10 protein-coding genes are annotated in these 16,129 nt (G+C 71.9%); 5 read left to right on the top strand and 5 right to left on the bottom strand.

Going from position 1 to position 16,129, the window contains the following annotated elements:
• Positions 1 to 161: 161 nt before the first annotated feature.
• The 3 genes from scpA to KBI5_RS10685 all read left to right on the top strand — a co-directional run bounded on the left by scpA (position 162) and on the right by KBI5_RS10685 (position 6,585).
• Entirely contained in the window at positions 162 to 2,426 is a 2,265-nt protein-coding gene (gene scpA / locus KBI5_RS10695; protein WP_085015150.1) for a methylmalonyl-CoA mutase, read from the top strand.
• A 39-nt stretch (positions 2,427 to 2,465) separates the two neighbouring features.
• Positions 2,466 to 3,548, top strand: coding sequence for a methylmalonyl Co-A mutase-associated GTPase MeaB (gene meaB, locus KBI5_RS10690; RefSeq protein WP_049761101.1), 1,083 nt, complete (start codon positions 2,466 to 2,468; stop codon positions 3,546 to 3,548).
• A 292-nt stretch (positions 3,549 to 3,840) separates the two neighbouring features.
• Complete coding sequence (locus tag KBI5_RS10685; protein WP_241882815.1) at positions 3,841 to 6,585, top strand: Hsp70 family protein; 2,745 nt, start codon at positions 3,841 to 3,843, stop codon at positions 6,583 to 6,585.
• Positions 6,586 to 6,775: 190 nt separating this feature from the next.
• On the opposite strand, the gene KBI5_RS10680 is transcribed toward KBI5_RS10685, so the two are convergent.
• Complete coding sequence (locus KBI5_RS10680; RefSeq protein ID WP_085015149.1) at positions 6,776 to 9,310, bottom strand: serine/threonine-protein kinase; 2,535 nt, start codon at positions 9,308 to 9,310, stop codon at positions 6,776 to 6,778.
• Between the two features lie 181 nt (positions 9,311 to 9,491).
• Between KBI5_RS10680 and KBI5_RS10675 the strand changes: the two genes are divergently transcribed.
• Entirely contained in the window at positions 9,492 to 10,310 is an 819-nt protein-coding gene (locus tag KBI5_RS10675) for a class I SAM-dependent methyltransferase (protein ID WP_085015148.1), read from the top strand.
• Positions 10,311 to 10,416: 106 nt separating this feature from the next.
• Here KBI5_RS10675 and KBI5_RS10670 read toward each other — a convergent pair whose 3' ends face one another.
• Together KBI5_RS10670 and KBI5_RS10665 are read right to left on the bottom strand one after the other, a co-directional pair.
• Complete coding sequence (locus KBI5_RS10670) at positions 10,417 to 11,484, bottom strand: hemolysin family protein (RefSeq protein ID WP_085015147.1); 1,068 nt, start codon at positions 11,482 to 11,484, stop codon at positions 10,417 to 10,419.
• Positions 11,481 to 12,965 (bottom strand): hemolysin family protein, encoded by a 1,485-nt coding sequence (locus KBI5_RS10665; RefSeq protein WP_085015146.1) that lies wholly within the window; start codon positions 12,963 to 12,965, stop codon positions 11,481 to 11,483. The genes KBI5_RS10670 and KBI5_RS10665 overlap by 4 nt, the downstream gene beginning before the upstream one ends.
• Before the next feature lie 476 nt (positions 12,966 to 13,441).
• On the opposite strand from KBI5_RS10665, the gene KBI5_RS10660 reads away from it, so the two are divergent.
• Positions 13,442 to 13,999 (top strand): DUF4232 domain-containing protein, encoded by a 558-nt coding sequence (locus KBI5_RS10660; protein WP_011437383.1) that lies wholly within the window; start codon positions 13,442 to 13,444, stop codon positions 13,997 to 13,999.
• 96 nt (positions 14,000 to 14,095) lie between these two features.
• Here KBI5_RS10660 and KBI5_RS10655 read toward each other — a convergent pair whose 3' ends face one another.
• Together KBI5_RS10655 and KBI5_RS10650 are read right to left on the bottom strand one after the other, a co-directional pair.
• Positions 14,096 to 15,289, bottom strand: coding sequence for an acetyl-CoA C-acyltransferase (locus tag KBI5_RS10655; protein WP_085015145.1), 1,194 nt, complete (start codon positions 15,287 to 15,289; stop codon positions 14,096 to 14,098).
• A 140-nt stretch (positions 15,290 to 15,429) separates the two neighbouring features.
• Positions 15,430 to 16,129 (bottom strand): TAXI family TRAP transporter solute-binding subunit (locus KBI5_RS10650; RefSeq protein WP_133057001.1); only part of this gene is annotated, 700 nt, incomplete at its 5' end.

Genomic DNA, 16,129 nt, shown 5'->3' with positions numbered 1-16,129 from the left:
GAGGCGCTGCGGGCCGCCGGGGCGAGCCGGGTGTGGCTCGCGGGCCAGGCCGGTGCGCGCGCGCGGACCGACGCCGCCGCGGGCATCGGCGGGTACGTGTTCACTGGATGCGACGCCGTCGCCGTGCTGCGGGCGGCGCTCGCCGAGGTTGGGGTGGCCTGATGTCCACGGACAGCTCGCAACGTGCCACGATGATCCCGGACTTCTCCGCGGTGGAGCTGGGCACCACGCCGGCCGGGGCGGACACGGCGGAGGGTGAGTGGCGGGCCGCCCTGGAGGCGGCGACCGGCAAGGACGCCGACGCGCTGACCTGGGATACCCCCGAGGGCATCGCGGTGAAGCCGCTCTACACCGCCGCCGACACCGCGGGCCTGGACTTCCTGGGCACCTACCCGGGGATCGCGCCCTTCCTGCGCGGCCCATACCCGGCGATGTACGTCACCCAGCCGTGGACCATCCGCCAGTACGCCGGGTTCTCCACCGCCGCCGCGTCGAACGCCTTCTACCGGCGCAACCTCGCCGCCGGGCAGAAGGGCCTGTCGGTCGCCTTCGACCTGCCGACCCACCGCGGCTACGACAGCGACCACCCACGGGTCACCGGCGACGTCGGCATGGCCGGCGTCGCCATCGACTCCATCCTCGACATGCGCCAGCTGTTCGACGGTATCCCGCTGGACAAGATGAGCGTGTCGATGACCATGAACGGCGCCGTGCTGCCGGTGCTGGCGCTCTACATCGTCGCGGCCGAGGAGCAGGGGGTGGCCCCGGGGCAGCTCGCCGGGACCATCCAGAACGACATCCTCAAGGAGTTCATGGTCCGCAACACCTACATCTACCCRCCGCAGCCGTCGATGCAGATCATCTCGGACATCTTCTCCTTCACCTCGCGGYGGATGCCGCGGTTCAACTCGATCTCGATCTCCGRCTACCACATGCAGGAGGCCGGGGCGACGGCCGATCTGGAGCTCGCCTACACCCTGGCCGACGGGGTCGAGTACATCCGGGCAGGGCTGGGCGCGGGGCTGGACATCGATGCGTTCGCACCAAGGCTGTCGTTCTTCTGGGCGATCGGCATGAACTTCTTCATGGAGGTCGCCAAGCTGCGCGCGGCCCGGCTGCTGTGGTCGCGGCTGGTCAACCAGTTCACCCCGAAGAGCGCCAAGTCGCTGTCGCTGCGGACCCACTCGCAGACCTCGGGTTGGTCGCTGACCGCCCAGGACGTGTTCAACAACGTGGTGCGCACCTGCGTGGAGGCGATGGCCGCCACCCAGGGGCACACCCAGTCGCTGCACACCAACGCCCTCGACGAGGCGCTGGCCCTGCCGACGGACTTCTCGGCCCGTATTGCCCGCAACACCCAGCTGCTGCTGCAGCAGGAGTCCGGCACCACCCGGGTGATCGACCCGTGGGGCGGCAGCTACTACGTCGAGCGGCTCACCCACGACCTGGCCCGCCGGGCCTGGGAGCACATCGACGAGGTCGAGGCCTCGGGCGGCATGGCGCAGGCCATCGACGCTGGGATCCCGAAGATGCGTATCGAGGAGGCCGCCGCCCGCACCCAGGCCCGCATCGACTCCGGCCGCCAGCCGCTGATCGGAGTGAACAAGTACCGCGTCGACGCGGACGAGGGCATCGAGGTGCTCAAGGTCGACAACTCGGCGGTGCGCGCCGAGCAGATCGAGAAGCTGCGCCGGCTGCGCGCCGACCGTGACCCGGCCGCGGTGGAGGCGGCGCTGCACGCCCTGACCGCGGCGGCCGACGCGGCCCGCGACGGGCGCCGCGGCCCCGGGCTGGAGCAGAACCTGCTGACGCTCGCCGTCGACGCGGCCCGGGCTCAGGCGACGGTCGGGGAGATCTCCGACGCGCTGGAGAAGGTCTACGGGCGTCACGCGGGCCAGATCCGTACCATTTCCGGGGTGTACCGGGACGAGGCGGGACCCGCCGGTAACATCGTCGCCGCCCGCGAGGCCGCCGCCGCCTTCGAACGCGCCGAGGGTCGCCGGCCCCGGATCCTGGTCGCGAAGATGGGCCAGGACGGTCACGACCGCGGCCAGAAGGTGATCGCCACCGCGTTCGCCGACCTCGGCTTCGACGTGGACGTCGGCCCGCTGTTCCAGACCCCGGCCGAGGTCGCCCGCCAGGCCGTCGAGGCGGACGTCCAGATCATCGGCGTCAACTCGCTGGCCGCCGGCCACCTCACCCTGGTGCCCGCGCTGCGCGAGGAGCTCGCCGCGCTCGATCGGCCCGACATCCTCATCGTGGTCGGCGGGGTCATCCCTCCCGGCGACTTCGACGAGCTGCGGGCCGCCGGCGCCGCCGCGATCTTCCCGCCCGGCACGGTCATCGCCGACGCCGCGCTGGACCTGCTCGCGACCCTGTCGGCCCAGCTCGGTCACCCCGCTCACCCCGCTCACCCCGCGGCCTGACCCGCCCCGAGTGACGGCAGATCCGGCATGGTATCCGGCATGGTGACCCGACGACCGATCGATCCGGGTGAGTACGCCGACGGGGTGCTGGCCTCGTCGCGGACCTGGATCGCGCGGGCCATCACCCTCGTCGAGTCCACCAGGCCCGACCACCAGGAGCTCGCGCAGCAGCTGCTGGTGACGTTGCTGCCGCACGCGGGCAAGGCCCGTCGGATCGGCATCACCGGGGTGCCCGGGGTGGGCAAGTCGACGTTCATCGACGCGCTGGGCACCATGCTCACCGGGAAGGGAAACCAGGTGGCGGTGCTCGCCGTCGACCCCTCCTCGACGCGTACCGGCGGCAGCATCCTGGGGGACAAGACCCGGATGGCGGCGCTGTCCACCGATCCGGCGGCGTTCATCCGGCCCTCGCCCACCGCGGGGACGCTCGGTGGCGTCGCCAAGGCGACCCGCGAGGCGATGGTCGTCATGGAGGCGGCGGGCTACGACGTTGTCCTGGTCGAGACGGTCGGCGTCGGCCAGTCGGAGACGACCGTCGCCGACATGGTCGACACCTTCCTGTTCCTGACCCTGGCCCGCACGGGGGATCAGCTCCAGGGCATCAAGAAGGGGGTGCTGGAGCTCGCCGACGTCATCGCGGTGAACAAGGCCGACGGGCCGCACGAGCTCGACGCCCGCCGTGCCGCCCGGGAACTCGCCGGCGCGCTGCGGCTGCTGCAGGGCCCCGCCGGTCTCCGGGACTGGAACACCCCGGTGCTGACGTGCAGCGCGGTGGAGCGGACGGGGCTGGACACTGTCTGGGCGCAGATCGTCAAGCATCAGGACACCCTCGACGCCTCCGGCGAACTCGCCGCCCGCCGCCGCCGCCAGCAGGTCGACTGGATGTGGGCGATGGTCCACGATCGGCTGCTCGCGGGCCTGCGGGCCGATCCGGGGGTCCGCGAGATCACTCCGGACCTTGAACGGCGGGTCCGCGACGGCACCCTCCCCCCGAGCCTGGCCGCCGACGCCATCCTCGCCGCGCATGATGGCCTGGCCGCCCACGAGGGCCGGGCCGCGGCACCCTCCGACGCCGCGGAAAGCCGCGACGGAAAGCCACGACGGAAAAGTGTGGAGGGTTAGGAACGGCCCACGGCCGCTGGACTGTGCCTAACCCTCCACAGTTCCGCCCACGGCAGGCCGGTCGGGCCGGGGCTCGGCACCATTCGGCACCGTCCGGCACCATTCGGCAACTCAGGGACCTGCTCACCGGCTCAACGGGAGCCGGAAATATTTTGTCCGCTCCCGGACACAAATATTGCCTGGTCAAACGTCTACGATGATCGTGGTAACGGGAGTGGAAGGATCTCCGGCGGCCGAGCGGAGTACCGTGGCTCCGGTCGCCGTGATGATCGCGTGGGTTTCGGGAGACGCGGTGAGCTATCAGCTGGGTATCGACCTCGGGTCCGCGAACACGATCGTCGGGGTGGCGGACGGAGGCTGGCCCCGCGTGCTCGAACTGAGCGGTCAGCGTCGCCTGCCGTCGGTGATCTACGCCGCCCCGGCCGGTGGCCTGCAGTTCGCGCGCTCGGCGGACCGCCGGTCGCTGGTCGACCCCGAGCGTGCCGCAACCGACCTCCTGCGCCCGCTCGGGGACAGCGGTCCCGTTCTGCTCGGGGGTGCCGCCTACAGCCGGGAGGGGCTGATTGCCCGGTTGGTGTCCTACCTCGTCACGGCCGCCACCGAGCAGCTCGGGTCGGAACCGGACCAGGTCGTCGTGACGTTCCCGACGTTCTGGTCGGCGGCCCGGCGCGAGGTGTTCGCGGACGCCGTGAGCCAGCTCTCCGATGTCACGGTGCCCGTCGCGGCGTTCCCGGCCGCCGACGCGATCGGAACCCTGCTGTCTCACGGCTCCTCGACCCAGACCGTCGAGTTGGTCGGATGGTACGACTTCGGCGCCGGCTTCCTCGACACGGGGATCCTGTCCTTCTCGCCGTTCGGGTTCCAGCTGCTCGGCTTGGCCGCGGGTCTGCGCCACGGCGCCGGCCTCGAGCTCGACGAGCTCCTGGTCGACCGGGTGCTGACCGGCGCGGGTGTCGAGCGTGCGGCGCTCGACCGTTCCGACCCGATGATCCGGACCGCGCTCGGCAGGCTGCGGCGGGAATGCGCGCAGGCGAAGGAGATCCTTTCCGGTGAGGACGAGGTTGACGTTCCGGTCTCCCTTCCCGGAGCCGATACCTTCGTCACGCTGAGCCGGGCGGAGCTGGAGACCCTCATCGGCCCGATTGTCGATGACACAATCATGACCTTTCGCCGGGCGCTCCGCTCGGTGCCGGTGACCTCCGCCGAGCTGTCCCGGATCCTGTTGTCCGGCGGGATCTCCCACCTTCCGCTGGTGGCCCGCCGGCTGCGGGAGACCTTCAGCGGGATCGGCCGGATCGACCACGGTTCGGACGCGGATGTGGCGATGGGCGCGGCACTGCTCGCCGCCGACCTCGCTGACCGGTTCGGCGCCGTCGGCGCCGGGAGTGCACCGGGTGTTCCGGGTGTTCCGGGTGTTCCGGGTGTTCCGGGTGCGCCCGCGGCCTTTGGAGCCGTCGGGGCGGTGACCGCCGGCGGTTTCGGCGCGTCGGGCGAGGTCGGTGACGCCCAGGAACCCTCTGCTCAGGAACCCTCCGACGTCACCGCGGTGATCCGGCCGCCGGACGCCGCGGACCTGGTCTCGCGGCCGCCCTTCCTGTCCGGGCCGAGGGGGCTGTCCGGGCCGAGGGGGTTCGCGGGCGCGGCGGGTCCGGCCGGGATCCGAGGCGTGCCGGAGGCGGACGGCGTGACGGCCGCGGCGACGGTGCTCAGCGGCCCGGACGGCTCCGCGCCGCACGGCTTGGGCGCCGGGGACGACACGATGATCTCCTCGGGTGGCGCGGCGGATTCCCCGCCGCCGGGGATCGTCGTCGGCGGGCCGGGCCCGTCCGACACGTCCGGTCACCGGATCCCACCCGGCCTCATGACGGTGGGCGCCGATCGGGACCACGTTCTGCTCGGGCCGCCGGGGAAGCTCGACCTGCCCTCGGACTTCTCGACGGGCGGTGTGGGCGGCCCGCACGGTGCCTCCGCCGGGGACGGCCGGGGAATCTTCGGCTCCCGGCGGGCCGCGGTCGTCGCCGCCATTGTCGTGGTCCTCTTCCTGGCTCTCGGGACGACCTTCGCCGTGGTGCTGACCGGCCGTGACTCCGGGGCGGGCTCCGGGGCGGATGCGGTGGCCGCCCCGGCGGTCACCGCGTCGCCGGCCCCATCCGCCACCRGCCCGACCGGGCCACCCGCCTCCGCCGCGAACCTCGTCCGGGTGGCGGGATCCTCGGAGGTCGCCCCGATTACCGAGACCGCCTATAACGAATTTCGTCAGGTCCAGCGCAACGTCACCGTCAGCATCGAGTCCACGACGACCGAGGACGGTTTCGCCGCGCTGTGCAGCGGCAAGGCCGACATCGCCGACGCCTCGTTCGAACTCAATCCCGGGTTCATCAAGAACCCCGACTGCGAGAAGAAGGTCGTCGGGTTCGAGGTGGCGCACCACACCCTGCCGATCGTGGTCAACCCGCGGAACACCTGGCTGCACTGTCTGACCCTGCAGCAGGTCAAGCAGGTGTGGGGGGCCGGTTCCGCCGTCACCCGGTGGAGCCAGATCGACCCGTCGTTCCCGGACGAGCCGATCACGTTTGTCGGGCCGCCGCGCGGCTCCGTGCAGGCGCAGGTGTTCAACGCCACGATCAGTGACGCCAGTGACCGGTCCCGCGACTACCGGCAGACCGATCTCAGCGGGGTCGCCAACGACGTGGCCGCCGACCGCTCGGCCATCGGCTACCTCGACTTCCCCACCTACGAGACCTTCGGCACCAAGCTGCGCGGTGTCGAAATCAACAATGGTGACGGGTGCGTCGCGCCGAACGCCGTGTCGGTCGGTACCGGCCTCTACCTGCCGCTGTGCAAGCCGCTGTTCGTCTACGCCCGCACGGACGCCCTGCGCCGGCCAGCGACCGCCGCCTTCCTGCGCTACTACCTGGCGAACGGCCGGAAGATCGCCTTCGACGCGCACTACGTCCCCCGCAACGACGACACGGTCGGGGAGAACGTCGCCAAGCTCGCGAGCCTGACGGCCGGCGTGGGACCCGTACCGGCCTAGCCGCCCCCGCCCCCGACCGCCCCCGCGTGCGGGGGCGGTCACCGGCGAGCGGCCGCGGGTGAGGACCGGGCGTGCGGGTGAGCTCGGCTGTCGGCGTCGCCGGGCCCCGGGGCGTGACGTGCCGGACGGCGCCGGGGAGCGGTCCGCACCGGAGCGGGAGAACGGGCCTTAACCGGACCGGGGAGCGGTCCTAACCGGAGCAGGAGTCGGTGTAGGGGAGGCGGGGAACGAGCCGGCTCCATTCGGCCGGGCTCAGGGCCGCGCCCGGCTTGGCGCAGGYCAGCCGGCGCAGCCTGGCCGGGTCGAGCGTCCCGAGGAGGACCGACCCCTTGTCGGTGGTCAGCGCGACGGTCTCGGTGCCGGTCCCGGCCACCGCCCGGGCGGGTGCGTCCAGGACGCCCAGGGGGGTCATCGGGGGTGTGGGGGCGGAGAGGTCCCAGTAGGCGACCGCGCCACCGCCGTCCGCGCTCACCAGATGATCGTCGGTGGTGAAGGCGACGGCGGCGACGGGGGCGGTGTGGCCGGACAGCCGGCGCAGGACCCGCGGATGGTCGGGATCGCCGACGTCGGAGACCTGCAGGATCCGGTCGTCGCCGCCGGTGGCCAGCCGCCGTCCGTCCGGACTGAACGCGACGGTGTTCACCGCACCGGTGTGGCCGGGCACCGAGGCCGTCTGGACGGGCCTGCGGGGGTCGCGGACGTTCCACAGTTGCACGGGGCCGCCGGCGCCGGCGATGGCGAGGACGGCGCCGTCCGGCCGCAGTGCCACATCCGTCACCGGCCCGGCGCGGCCGATCAGCAACTGGATCGAGACGGGCCGCGCCGGGTCGGCGACGTCCCACAGCCCCACCGACCAGTCCTCGCCGGCGGTGACGAGCAGATGCGCGCTGCTCGACAACGCGAGCCGATGGACCGGCGTGGCCTGGGGGTCGAGCGTGCTGAGCGGCCGGGGGCGCGCCGGATCGGCGATGTCCCATAGCCGGCCGGCGTCGGTCTCCCCACCCGTCGCGAGTCGGGTGCCCGAGCGGTCGAACACGACGCCGTGCGCATGGTCGTTCGCGGAGCCCCCGGTGGTGGCGGTGGGCCGGCCGGCAGCGTCGACCTTCCAGAGGTGGAGGCTGCCGGTGTCGTCGGTGCCGGCGAGGGTCGTGCCGTCCGGGCTGAGCGCGATGTCGGAGAAGGCCGCGGGGCCGGCGGGGATCCGCGCGGCGGTGGACTGGGCGAAGGACGCGAGGACGGCCGCGCGCGCGGCCTCCGTCGGGGCGATCCGGTAGGCCGCGAGGCTCAGCCGGCCGGCCAGGTCCGGTTGCCGGGCCCGCTGGGCCGCCGCGTCCGCGGCCAGGCGCGACGAGATGGACGCGCGGTCGGCCGCCGACACCGGCGACGGGCCACCGCCGCGCGGCACGATGATCAGCACCGTTGCGGCGGTGATCGCGATGGCGAGTCCGGCGACGAGCAGTGCCGTCCGAGACCACCGCAGCCTGGATGGGGCCGGTGGTGATGGGGCCGGTGGTGATGGGCTGGGTGCCGGCGGGTGTGGGGTTCCTGCTGGATGCGGGGGTACCGACCCGGGCTGTCCACGCGGCGGGGAGGTCCGGGCCGGTATCGGCGGCGGGGTCCGGGCTGGGATCGGCGGCGGCGAGGCGACAGGCGGCGGGGACAGCTGGGTGACGGGCATGTCCGCCACGTTCGCGGCGGTACCGCCGGTGCTGCCGGTGCTGCCGGTGCTGCCCGTGCCGCGGGGCGGCGGCTCCGACCTGGGCGCCGACCCCGCGGCGCCTGACGGCCGGCGCCGAGCCCAGCGGCGGGCACGTCCGGTGGGCCCGGCGCCGGGCGGTCCGGACGGTATGGAGCCGGGCTCCGGGCGTGCGGGGAGGGTACCCCCGCCGATCAGCGCCGTCCGCAGCTCCTCCGCGCTCGGCCGGGCCGCCGGGTCCTTCGCCATCGCGATCTCGACGAGGTTGCGCAACTCGCCGCCAACTCCGTCGAGCCGCGGCGGCTCGTTGACGATGCGGTAGAGAATGGCGTCGATGCGACCGGTGCCGAACGGCGCGTGCCCGGTGGCGGCGAAGATTATGACGGCGCCCCAGGCGAAGATGTCGACCGCCGAGGTGATCGGTGCGTCGAGGATCTGCTCCGGGGACATGTAACCGGGCGTACCGATGGCGTGCCGGACGTTGTGGCTCAGGTCGGTGTCCGCGTTGAACTCGCGGGCCAGGCCGAAGTCGATCACCTTGGGGCCGACCGGGGACAGCAGGACGTTGCCGGGGGTGAGGTCGCGGTGCACGATCCCGGCCGCGTGGATGGCGCTCAGGGCGGTCGTCACGCTGACCGCGAGCTGTTCGAGATCGGCGGGCCGCAGCGGCCCCCGTACGGAGACGCGCCTCGACAGCGTCGGACCCTCGACGAACTCGGTCACGAGATAGGGCTGGGGCCCGTACGGATCAGCGTCCAGCACGGCGGCCGTGGTGAACCGGCGGACCCGACGAGCACTCTCGGCCTCGCGGGCAAACCGGGCGCGGAATTCGGGCCGTTGCGCGAGCTCCGGCCTGATCATCTTGATCGCGACGGCGCTTCCGTCGGGTGCCCGGCCGAGGAAGACGGTGCCCATGCCGCCCTGCCCGAGCCGGCCGATCACCTGGTAGACCCCGAGCCGCCGCGGATCGGTCAGCTGAAGCGGGCGCACGGCGTCGCCGGGCAGCGGAGGTGGCGTCGTCCCCGTCACCGTGCCCCGCTCCCAAGGTGCGCCGAGACCGGCGACCCTCTCAGATATGGCGGATGCCTGGACGGGTGCGGGTGCACAGGCCGAGTATCGCAGTAAGGGATGGAAGATCGCAGTATGGACAGAACCAGTATGGATGGAACATAGCGCAATACCGGCAAAGATGCATGATCTGGGAGGTCCTGTGCTCCGCCGTGCGGCGAAGTTCGACGTGACACTGACCCCGACCTCGCGCTCCCTGCTCGCCCCGGTCTCCGAGGAGCCACGGCGGTTGCTGCTCGACCGGGCCCTTGACGAGTTCGTCGCCGATCTCAGCGCGCTGGATGAGACGGCCGGCACGATGGTGGCCGGGGCGCCTCGTCCGACGATCGACACAGCCATCGACGCGGCGGTCCCCGCGGTGGTCGACGGCACGCTGCTCGTCTCCGGCCAGGAGGTGATGCAGACCTGGGAGGCGCCGTTGATGCGGGCGCTGGCCGCCGAGGTGACCCGGCCGGGCGGTACCGTCCTCGAGGTCGGGTTCGGCCTGGGCCTGTCCGCCGGGTTCGTCCAGGAGATCGGTCCGGCCCGGCACACGATCATCGAGGCGAACCCGGCCACGGTGCGCGTCGCCGAGCAGTGGGCCCGCCCCGCGGGGCGCCGCGGGGTGGAGATCGTCACCGGGCGTTGGCAGGAGACCATGCCCGGCCTCGGCCGGTTCGACGGCATCCTCTTTGACACCTACCCCCTTGACGAGACCGAGGTCGACGAGTACTTCGTGCGCAGTTCCACCTTCGCCGAGCACTTCTTCGCGCACGCCGCCGACCACCTGGCCGACGGCGGTTCGTTCACCTACTACTCGAACGAGATCGACTCGGTGTCCCGGCGGCATCAGCGGGCCCTGCTCCGCTACTTCCGCACCTTCAGCGTGCGCGTCGTTGACGGCCTGCAGCCGCCGGCGGACTGCAGCTACTGGTGGGCGCCGTCGATGGCGGTCATCRTCGCCCGGGACCCCCGCCGCTGATCCCCACCTTGCCTATCCAGAGGGATAAATCAGGCACAAAAGCCTCTGGATAGGCCTGGATAGGCAAGGTAGCCGGGGAGATACGGGAGATACGGGACCGGACGGTTCAGGCGGGCTGGTGGGTGGGGACCACGGCCGTGCGAACGGCGTCGTCGCGGATCTCCCCGACCAGCTCCTCCAGGATGTCCTCCAGCGCGACGAGCCCGAGGACCGTACCGTCGGCGTCGGTGACCCTGGCCAGATGCGCGCCGGAGTGCTGCATTGTCGCCAGTGCCGTCCGCAGGTTGTCGTCGGCGCCGACCCGGGCCAGCGRCCGGATCCACTTGGCCGCGACCGAGCTGGACCGCCGCTCCGGCCGGGTCTCCAGCACGTCCTTGAGGTGCAGGTAGCCGATCAGCCCGCCCTCGGGGTCCCGCACCGGGAAGCGGGTGAATCCGGTGCGCGCGGCGAGCTGTTCGACCTGCCGGGGAGTGACCGCCGGGGACACGGTGACCAGCCCGTCCGGCGGGAGCAGGACGGCACGCGCGGTGCGTTCCTCGAACGACAGCGCCCCGGTCAGCAGGTCGTGCTCGTCCTCGGCGAGCAGACCCTCCCGATGCGACTCCTCGATGAGTCCGGCGACCTCGTCGCGGGTGAAGACGCTCGCGATCTCGTCCTTCGGTTCGACACCGACGAGCCGCAACGACACGGCCGCGATCGTGTTGAGCAGCGCGATGACCGGCTTGCCGCCTCGGACGACTCCGACCAGGAGCGGGGCGAGCAGCAGGACCGCACGCTCCGGCATCGCCAGCGCGATGTTCTTCGGGACCATCTCGCCGACGACCACGTGCAGGAAGGTCACCAGGCCCAGCGCGATGGCGAAGGCCACCGGGTGCAGCAGGGCGGAGGGCATCCCGGCCGCCTCGAACGGCCCGCGGAGCAGATGCGCGACCGCCGGTTCCCCGAGAGCGCCGAGGCCCAGGGTGCAGACGGTGACGCCAAGCTGCGCCCCGGCGAGCATCAACGAGACGTTCTCCATCGCCCCAAGGGTGATCTTTGCCAGTCGTGAGCCCGCCTCGGCCATCGGCTCCAAGTTCGACCGCCGGGCCGAGATCAGCGCGAACTCGGCCCCGACGAACAGCGCGTTCAGCGCCAGCAGGACGACGGTGGCGACGATCGCCAGCAGGTCGGTCATCCCCACCCCGCCCTTCCGGCCGAGGCGGTCTCGGCCTCCTCGGCCCCCTCGGCCCCCTCGGCGGCCGGGTCTGCCGGGTCTGCCGGGTCTGCCGGGTCTGCGGGGTCTGCCGGGTCTGCGCCGGGGCGGCGATCCGCGGGGTCCGCGACCGGTGGATCCGCATCCGTCTCCGGCGTGGCGTCCGTCGGTGCGATCGGGCCCAGACGGATCCGGTCGACCCGCCGGCCGTCCATCCGCTCGACGGTGTACCGCACGCCCTCCACGGCCGCCGTGTCGCCCGCCCGGGGGATGCGTCCCAGCGCCCGGGCCATCAGACCGCCCAGGGTCTGGTAGGTGTCGTCCGCGGGGATGTCGATCCCCGTGACGTTGCGGGCCTCCTCCGGGCGCAGCAGGCCGGAGAGCAGCCAGCTGCCGTCCCGCCGGCGCAGGGCGCGCGGGCTGACCCGGTCGTGTTCGTCGACGACGTCGCCGACGATCTCCTCGATGAGGTCCTCGGCGGTGACCAGCCCGTCGGTGCCGCCGAACTCGTCAACCACGATCGCTATCTGCATGCCGCCGGCACGCAGTGTCTCCAGCAGGGGGTCGAGCAGGATCGTCGAGGGCACGGTCACCGGCGGGACCATCACGTCGCGTACCGGGGTATGGTCCCGGGCGTCTTCGGGGACGGCGACCGCGTTCTTCACGTGGATGAGGCCCACGACGTCGTCGCTGTCCGTGCCGAGTACCGGGAAGCGGGAGTGCCCGGTGCGCCGGGTGAGGGTGATGACCTCGCTGACCGGTTCGTCGGCGTGGATGGTGCGCATGCGCATCCGGGGTGTCATGACGTCCTCGGCGGTCCGGTCACCGAACAGCAGGGAGCGCTGCACCAGCGTCGCCGTCTCGTGGGAGAGGGTGCCGTGCTCGGCGGACCGCCCGACGAGGGAGAACAGCTCCTGAGCCGAACGGGCCGAGGCCAGCTCCTCGCGTGGCGAGATGCCGAGGCGGTGCAGCACCGCGTTCGCCGTGATGTTCAGCGAGCGGATCAGCAGGCCGGTGGCCTTCGTGAAGGCACGCTGGGGAGCCTGCACCGCCAACGCGGTGCCGAGGGGATGGGCGATCGCCAGGTTCTTCGGGAGCAGCTCGCCGTACACCATCGTCAGGCCCGTCGCGAGGACCAGAGCGATCGCCACCGACGCCGCCCGGGCGAGCCCGTCCGAGGCGCCGAGCGAGGTGATCGGCCCCTCGAGCAGCCGTGCGATGGCGGGCTCCGCCAGAAAACCGATCATCAGGTTGGTGACGGTGATCCCGAGCTGGGCGCCGGACAGCTGGGTGGACAGACCGCGCAGCGCGGTGAGCACCCCGCGGGCGCCCCGATCACCGCGTTCGGCGGCCCGCTCCACCGAGGGCCGGTCCACCGTGACGAAAGCGAACTCGGCCGCGACGAAAACGCCGCAGGCGGCCACGAGCACCAGGCTGAGTACCAACAGAAGCGCCTCGATCATCGGTCGACCCCCGCGGGCGCTTCTTCGCGCGTGGGTCGGCCGGAACTACATCCGGCGTCTTCGGAGACTTTCATGATCCCTTCCGGTCGGTGCGGGACGACCCGGCCCGCGGGCCTACCCCGTCACGCGGCAACAACRCGCTTCATAGCCCGTCCGTTTCACGATGACCTCTGGTTGGCGCACGGTCCAGACCCCGAGTGGGCCTCGGTAGAAGATCACTGTGTGGGCCGGCCGGCCAGCCAGTCAGCCAGTCCGGTGCCGTGGCCCGGCAGGCCCGGTACTGGAGAAAGGTCGATCGGCGGGCGTGGGCCGGACGCGATGGTGAGGAACCGGACGCGCCGATGAGAACAAGAGCGCTGGAGCCCGGTATGACGGATCTCCGACGGTGTCACGGAGGGTAGCAGTGGGAAGGGAGTAGGTGACATCACCGGGTGGCTTGCCGGCAAGCCGGCTCGCCGCGCGACGAGGAGGTCGTCATGCACAGGTCTCGTGGGAGGGCTCTTCCGGCGGTACTCGCCCTGGCCGCGACGTCGATCTTCGTCGCCGGATGCGGCGCGGGCCCGGGCGGCGGGGGTACCGCCACCGCGGTGGCGGCTCCGGCGACGTCCGTGGCGGCCCGGTGCCGGACCGCTCAACTCGCTCTGAGCAGCGTCGACCGCCAGGGAACCGCGGGCAGCGACTACGAACGGCTGGTCCTGACCAACATCGGTCACAGCCCCTGCGTGGTACGCGGATTCCCCGGCGTGTCGTTCGTGGACGCGGCCGGCCGGCAGGTGGGCGCGGCGGCGGAGCACACGGGGCCGGCGGGTGCGCCGGTGCGGCTCGTGCCCGGGGGTGCCGCGACGGCGGTCCTGCGCATCCTGCATCTCGGCGTGGCGGAAAGCTGCACGCCTCCCTCGGGGACCGCGCCGGTCGCCGCGCTGCGCGTGTACCCGCCGGGGAACACCGAGGCGCTGCGGCTGAGCGGCCCGGACACGCAGGCATGCCGGGATCCCGCCGTGCGGCAGCTCACCGTGGCCGCGTTCACGGCGTGAGGGCCGGCTCCCACGGTGCACCGGGCGCGGACCAGTGGACCGATACCGGCTAGGCCGATACCGGCGGATCGGCCGGTGGAGGTCGGCCGGTGGAGGTCAGAGCCGTTCGATGATGGTGGCGTTGGCCATGCCGCCGCCCTCGCACATCGTCTGCAGGCCGTAACGGCCGCCGGTGGCCTCCAGGTAGTTGAGCATCGTGGTGAGCAGGCGGGTGCCCGATCCGCCCAGCGGGTGGCCCAGCGCGATGGCGCCCCCGCGCGGGTTGAGCTTCGCCGGGTCGGCACCGGTGTCGCGGGCCCACATGAGCGGCACGGGCGCGAACGCCTCGTTGACCTCGAAGGCGTCGATGTCGTCGATGCTCAGACCGGCGCGCTTGAGCGCCTTGCGGGTTGCCGGGATCGGCGCGGTCAGCATGAGCAACGGGTCGTCCCCGGCGAGCGCGAACGTGTGGAACCGGGCCCGTGGCCGCAGGCCGAGCTTGTTCGCCCTGGTCTCGCTCATGATCAGGACGGCCGAGGCGCCGTCGGTCAGCGGGGAGGAGTTACCCGGGGTGATGTTCCAGGTGATCTCCGGGAAGCGGGCGGCGTACGCCTCGGTGTAGAAGGACGGCTTGAGCTTCGCCAGCGTCTCGACGGTCGTGGTCGCTCGGACCGTCTCGTCCACGGTGTGCTGGGCTGTCGTGCCGTCCGGAAGGGTGATCTCGACCGGGACGATCTCCCCGGCGAAGTCCCCCGCCGCGACGGAGGCCGCCGCGAGCTGGTGCGACCGCGCGGAGAAGATGTCCAGGTCCTCCCGGTTGATCTTCCATCGGGCGCTGACGAGCTCCGCGCCGATGCCCTGGTGGGCCAGGCCCTCCGGGTAGCGGGCGTGCAGGCTCGGGCCGTTGGGGTCCTTGCCGAAAGTGGTGGAGCCCATCGGCACCCGGCTCATCGACTCCACCCCGGCGGCGATGACGATGTCGTAGGCGCCGGCGAGCACCCCCTGCGCGGCGAAATGGGCGGCCTGCTGRCTCGAGCCGCACTGGCGGTCGATCGTGGTGGCCGGCACCGACTCGGGGAACCCGGCCGACAGCACCGCGGTGCGCCCGATGTTGACGGCCTGCTCGCCGGCCTGGTCAACACACCCGGCGATGACGTCGTCGACCAGCGCCGGATCAAGGTCGTTACGGGCGATCAGTGCCYTCAGCACGGTGGCCAGCAGCTCCACCGGATGGGTCTCGGACAGCGCCCCACCCGGCTTGCCCCGTCCCGACGCCGTGYGTACCCCATCGACGATGACTGCGTTCTCCATGGGTTCTCCCTCGTCACAACCATCACAATGACGGCGGATCGACCGTCGCCCTGCCCGGTACCGCCCTGCCCGTTGCCTGGCGCCTGCCCGGATCGACGCTACGGGCCACCCTCTTGATGGGTCAACAAGTGAACCGGAGGTCAGGGGGTCGGGGCCGGGCATCCCGTCGGATAACCGAGCGCATGTGTATAGTATCTCTCCGCCGCCGGATGTAGCGGGACGTACCGGCAGATGTTGGTCGCGATGAAGGAGCCGGGAGTCGCGAAACCGAGGCGGCGCGCCTGCGCCTGCGCCTGATGAGTGGCCCACAGGGTGGCCTTGAACTCGGYGGAGTGCTCGTCCATCATCCAGGCGGCGAACTCGACCAGCGCGGGATCGGCGTACCTACTGGCGACGATGCCGTTCGGCACCGCGAGGGTCGCTGTCGGCTGGGACGGGATGAGGTTGTAGTCACCCGGCTCGATAGCGGCCCTTGTGAAGACGTTGGCTCCGACATCGAGGTACTGGGAGTACCAGTCCCGCTGGATCGCCGACTGCCAGTCGTCGAGTGGCACGAATTTGATCTTCTGGTAGCTGTCGTTATATTCCTGGACCGCCATCGTGGGAGCGCCCGCCGCCCACAGGACCGCGTCGGCGTGATCCGCGCCGGTGGAGTGAAGTTTCTGGAGCGCCTCGGTTATCCGGTTCCCGGTCACCGGACGGACGACGCAGCCCGCTCCCTTCACCCGGGTGATCTGACGGAACAGCACGGTGGCGATCTGGTGGGTGCCCGAGTCGAGCAGTCCGCTTTCGACCGTCTTGCCGCACAGATCGTCCGCGCTGTGAATGCTGGAGTCGGCC

Origin of the sequence: Frankia sp. KB5 (assembly GCF_002099325.1) — a bacterium.
Lineage (GTDB): Bacteria > Actinomycetota > Actinomycetes > Frankiales > Frankiaceae > Frankia > Frankia casuarinae.
This window is presented reverse-complemented; position numbering and strand designations above follow the sequence as displayed.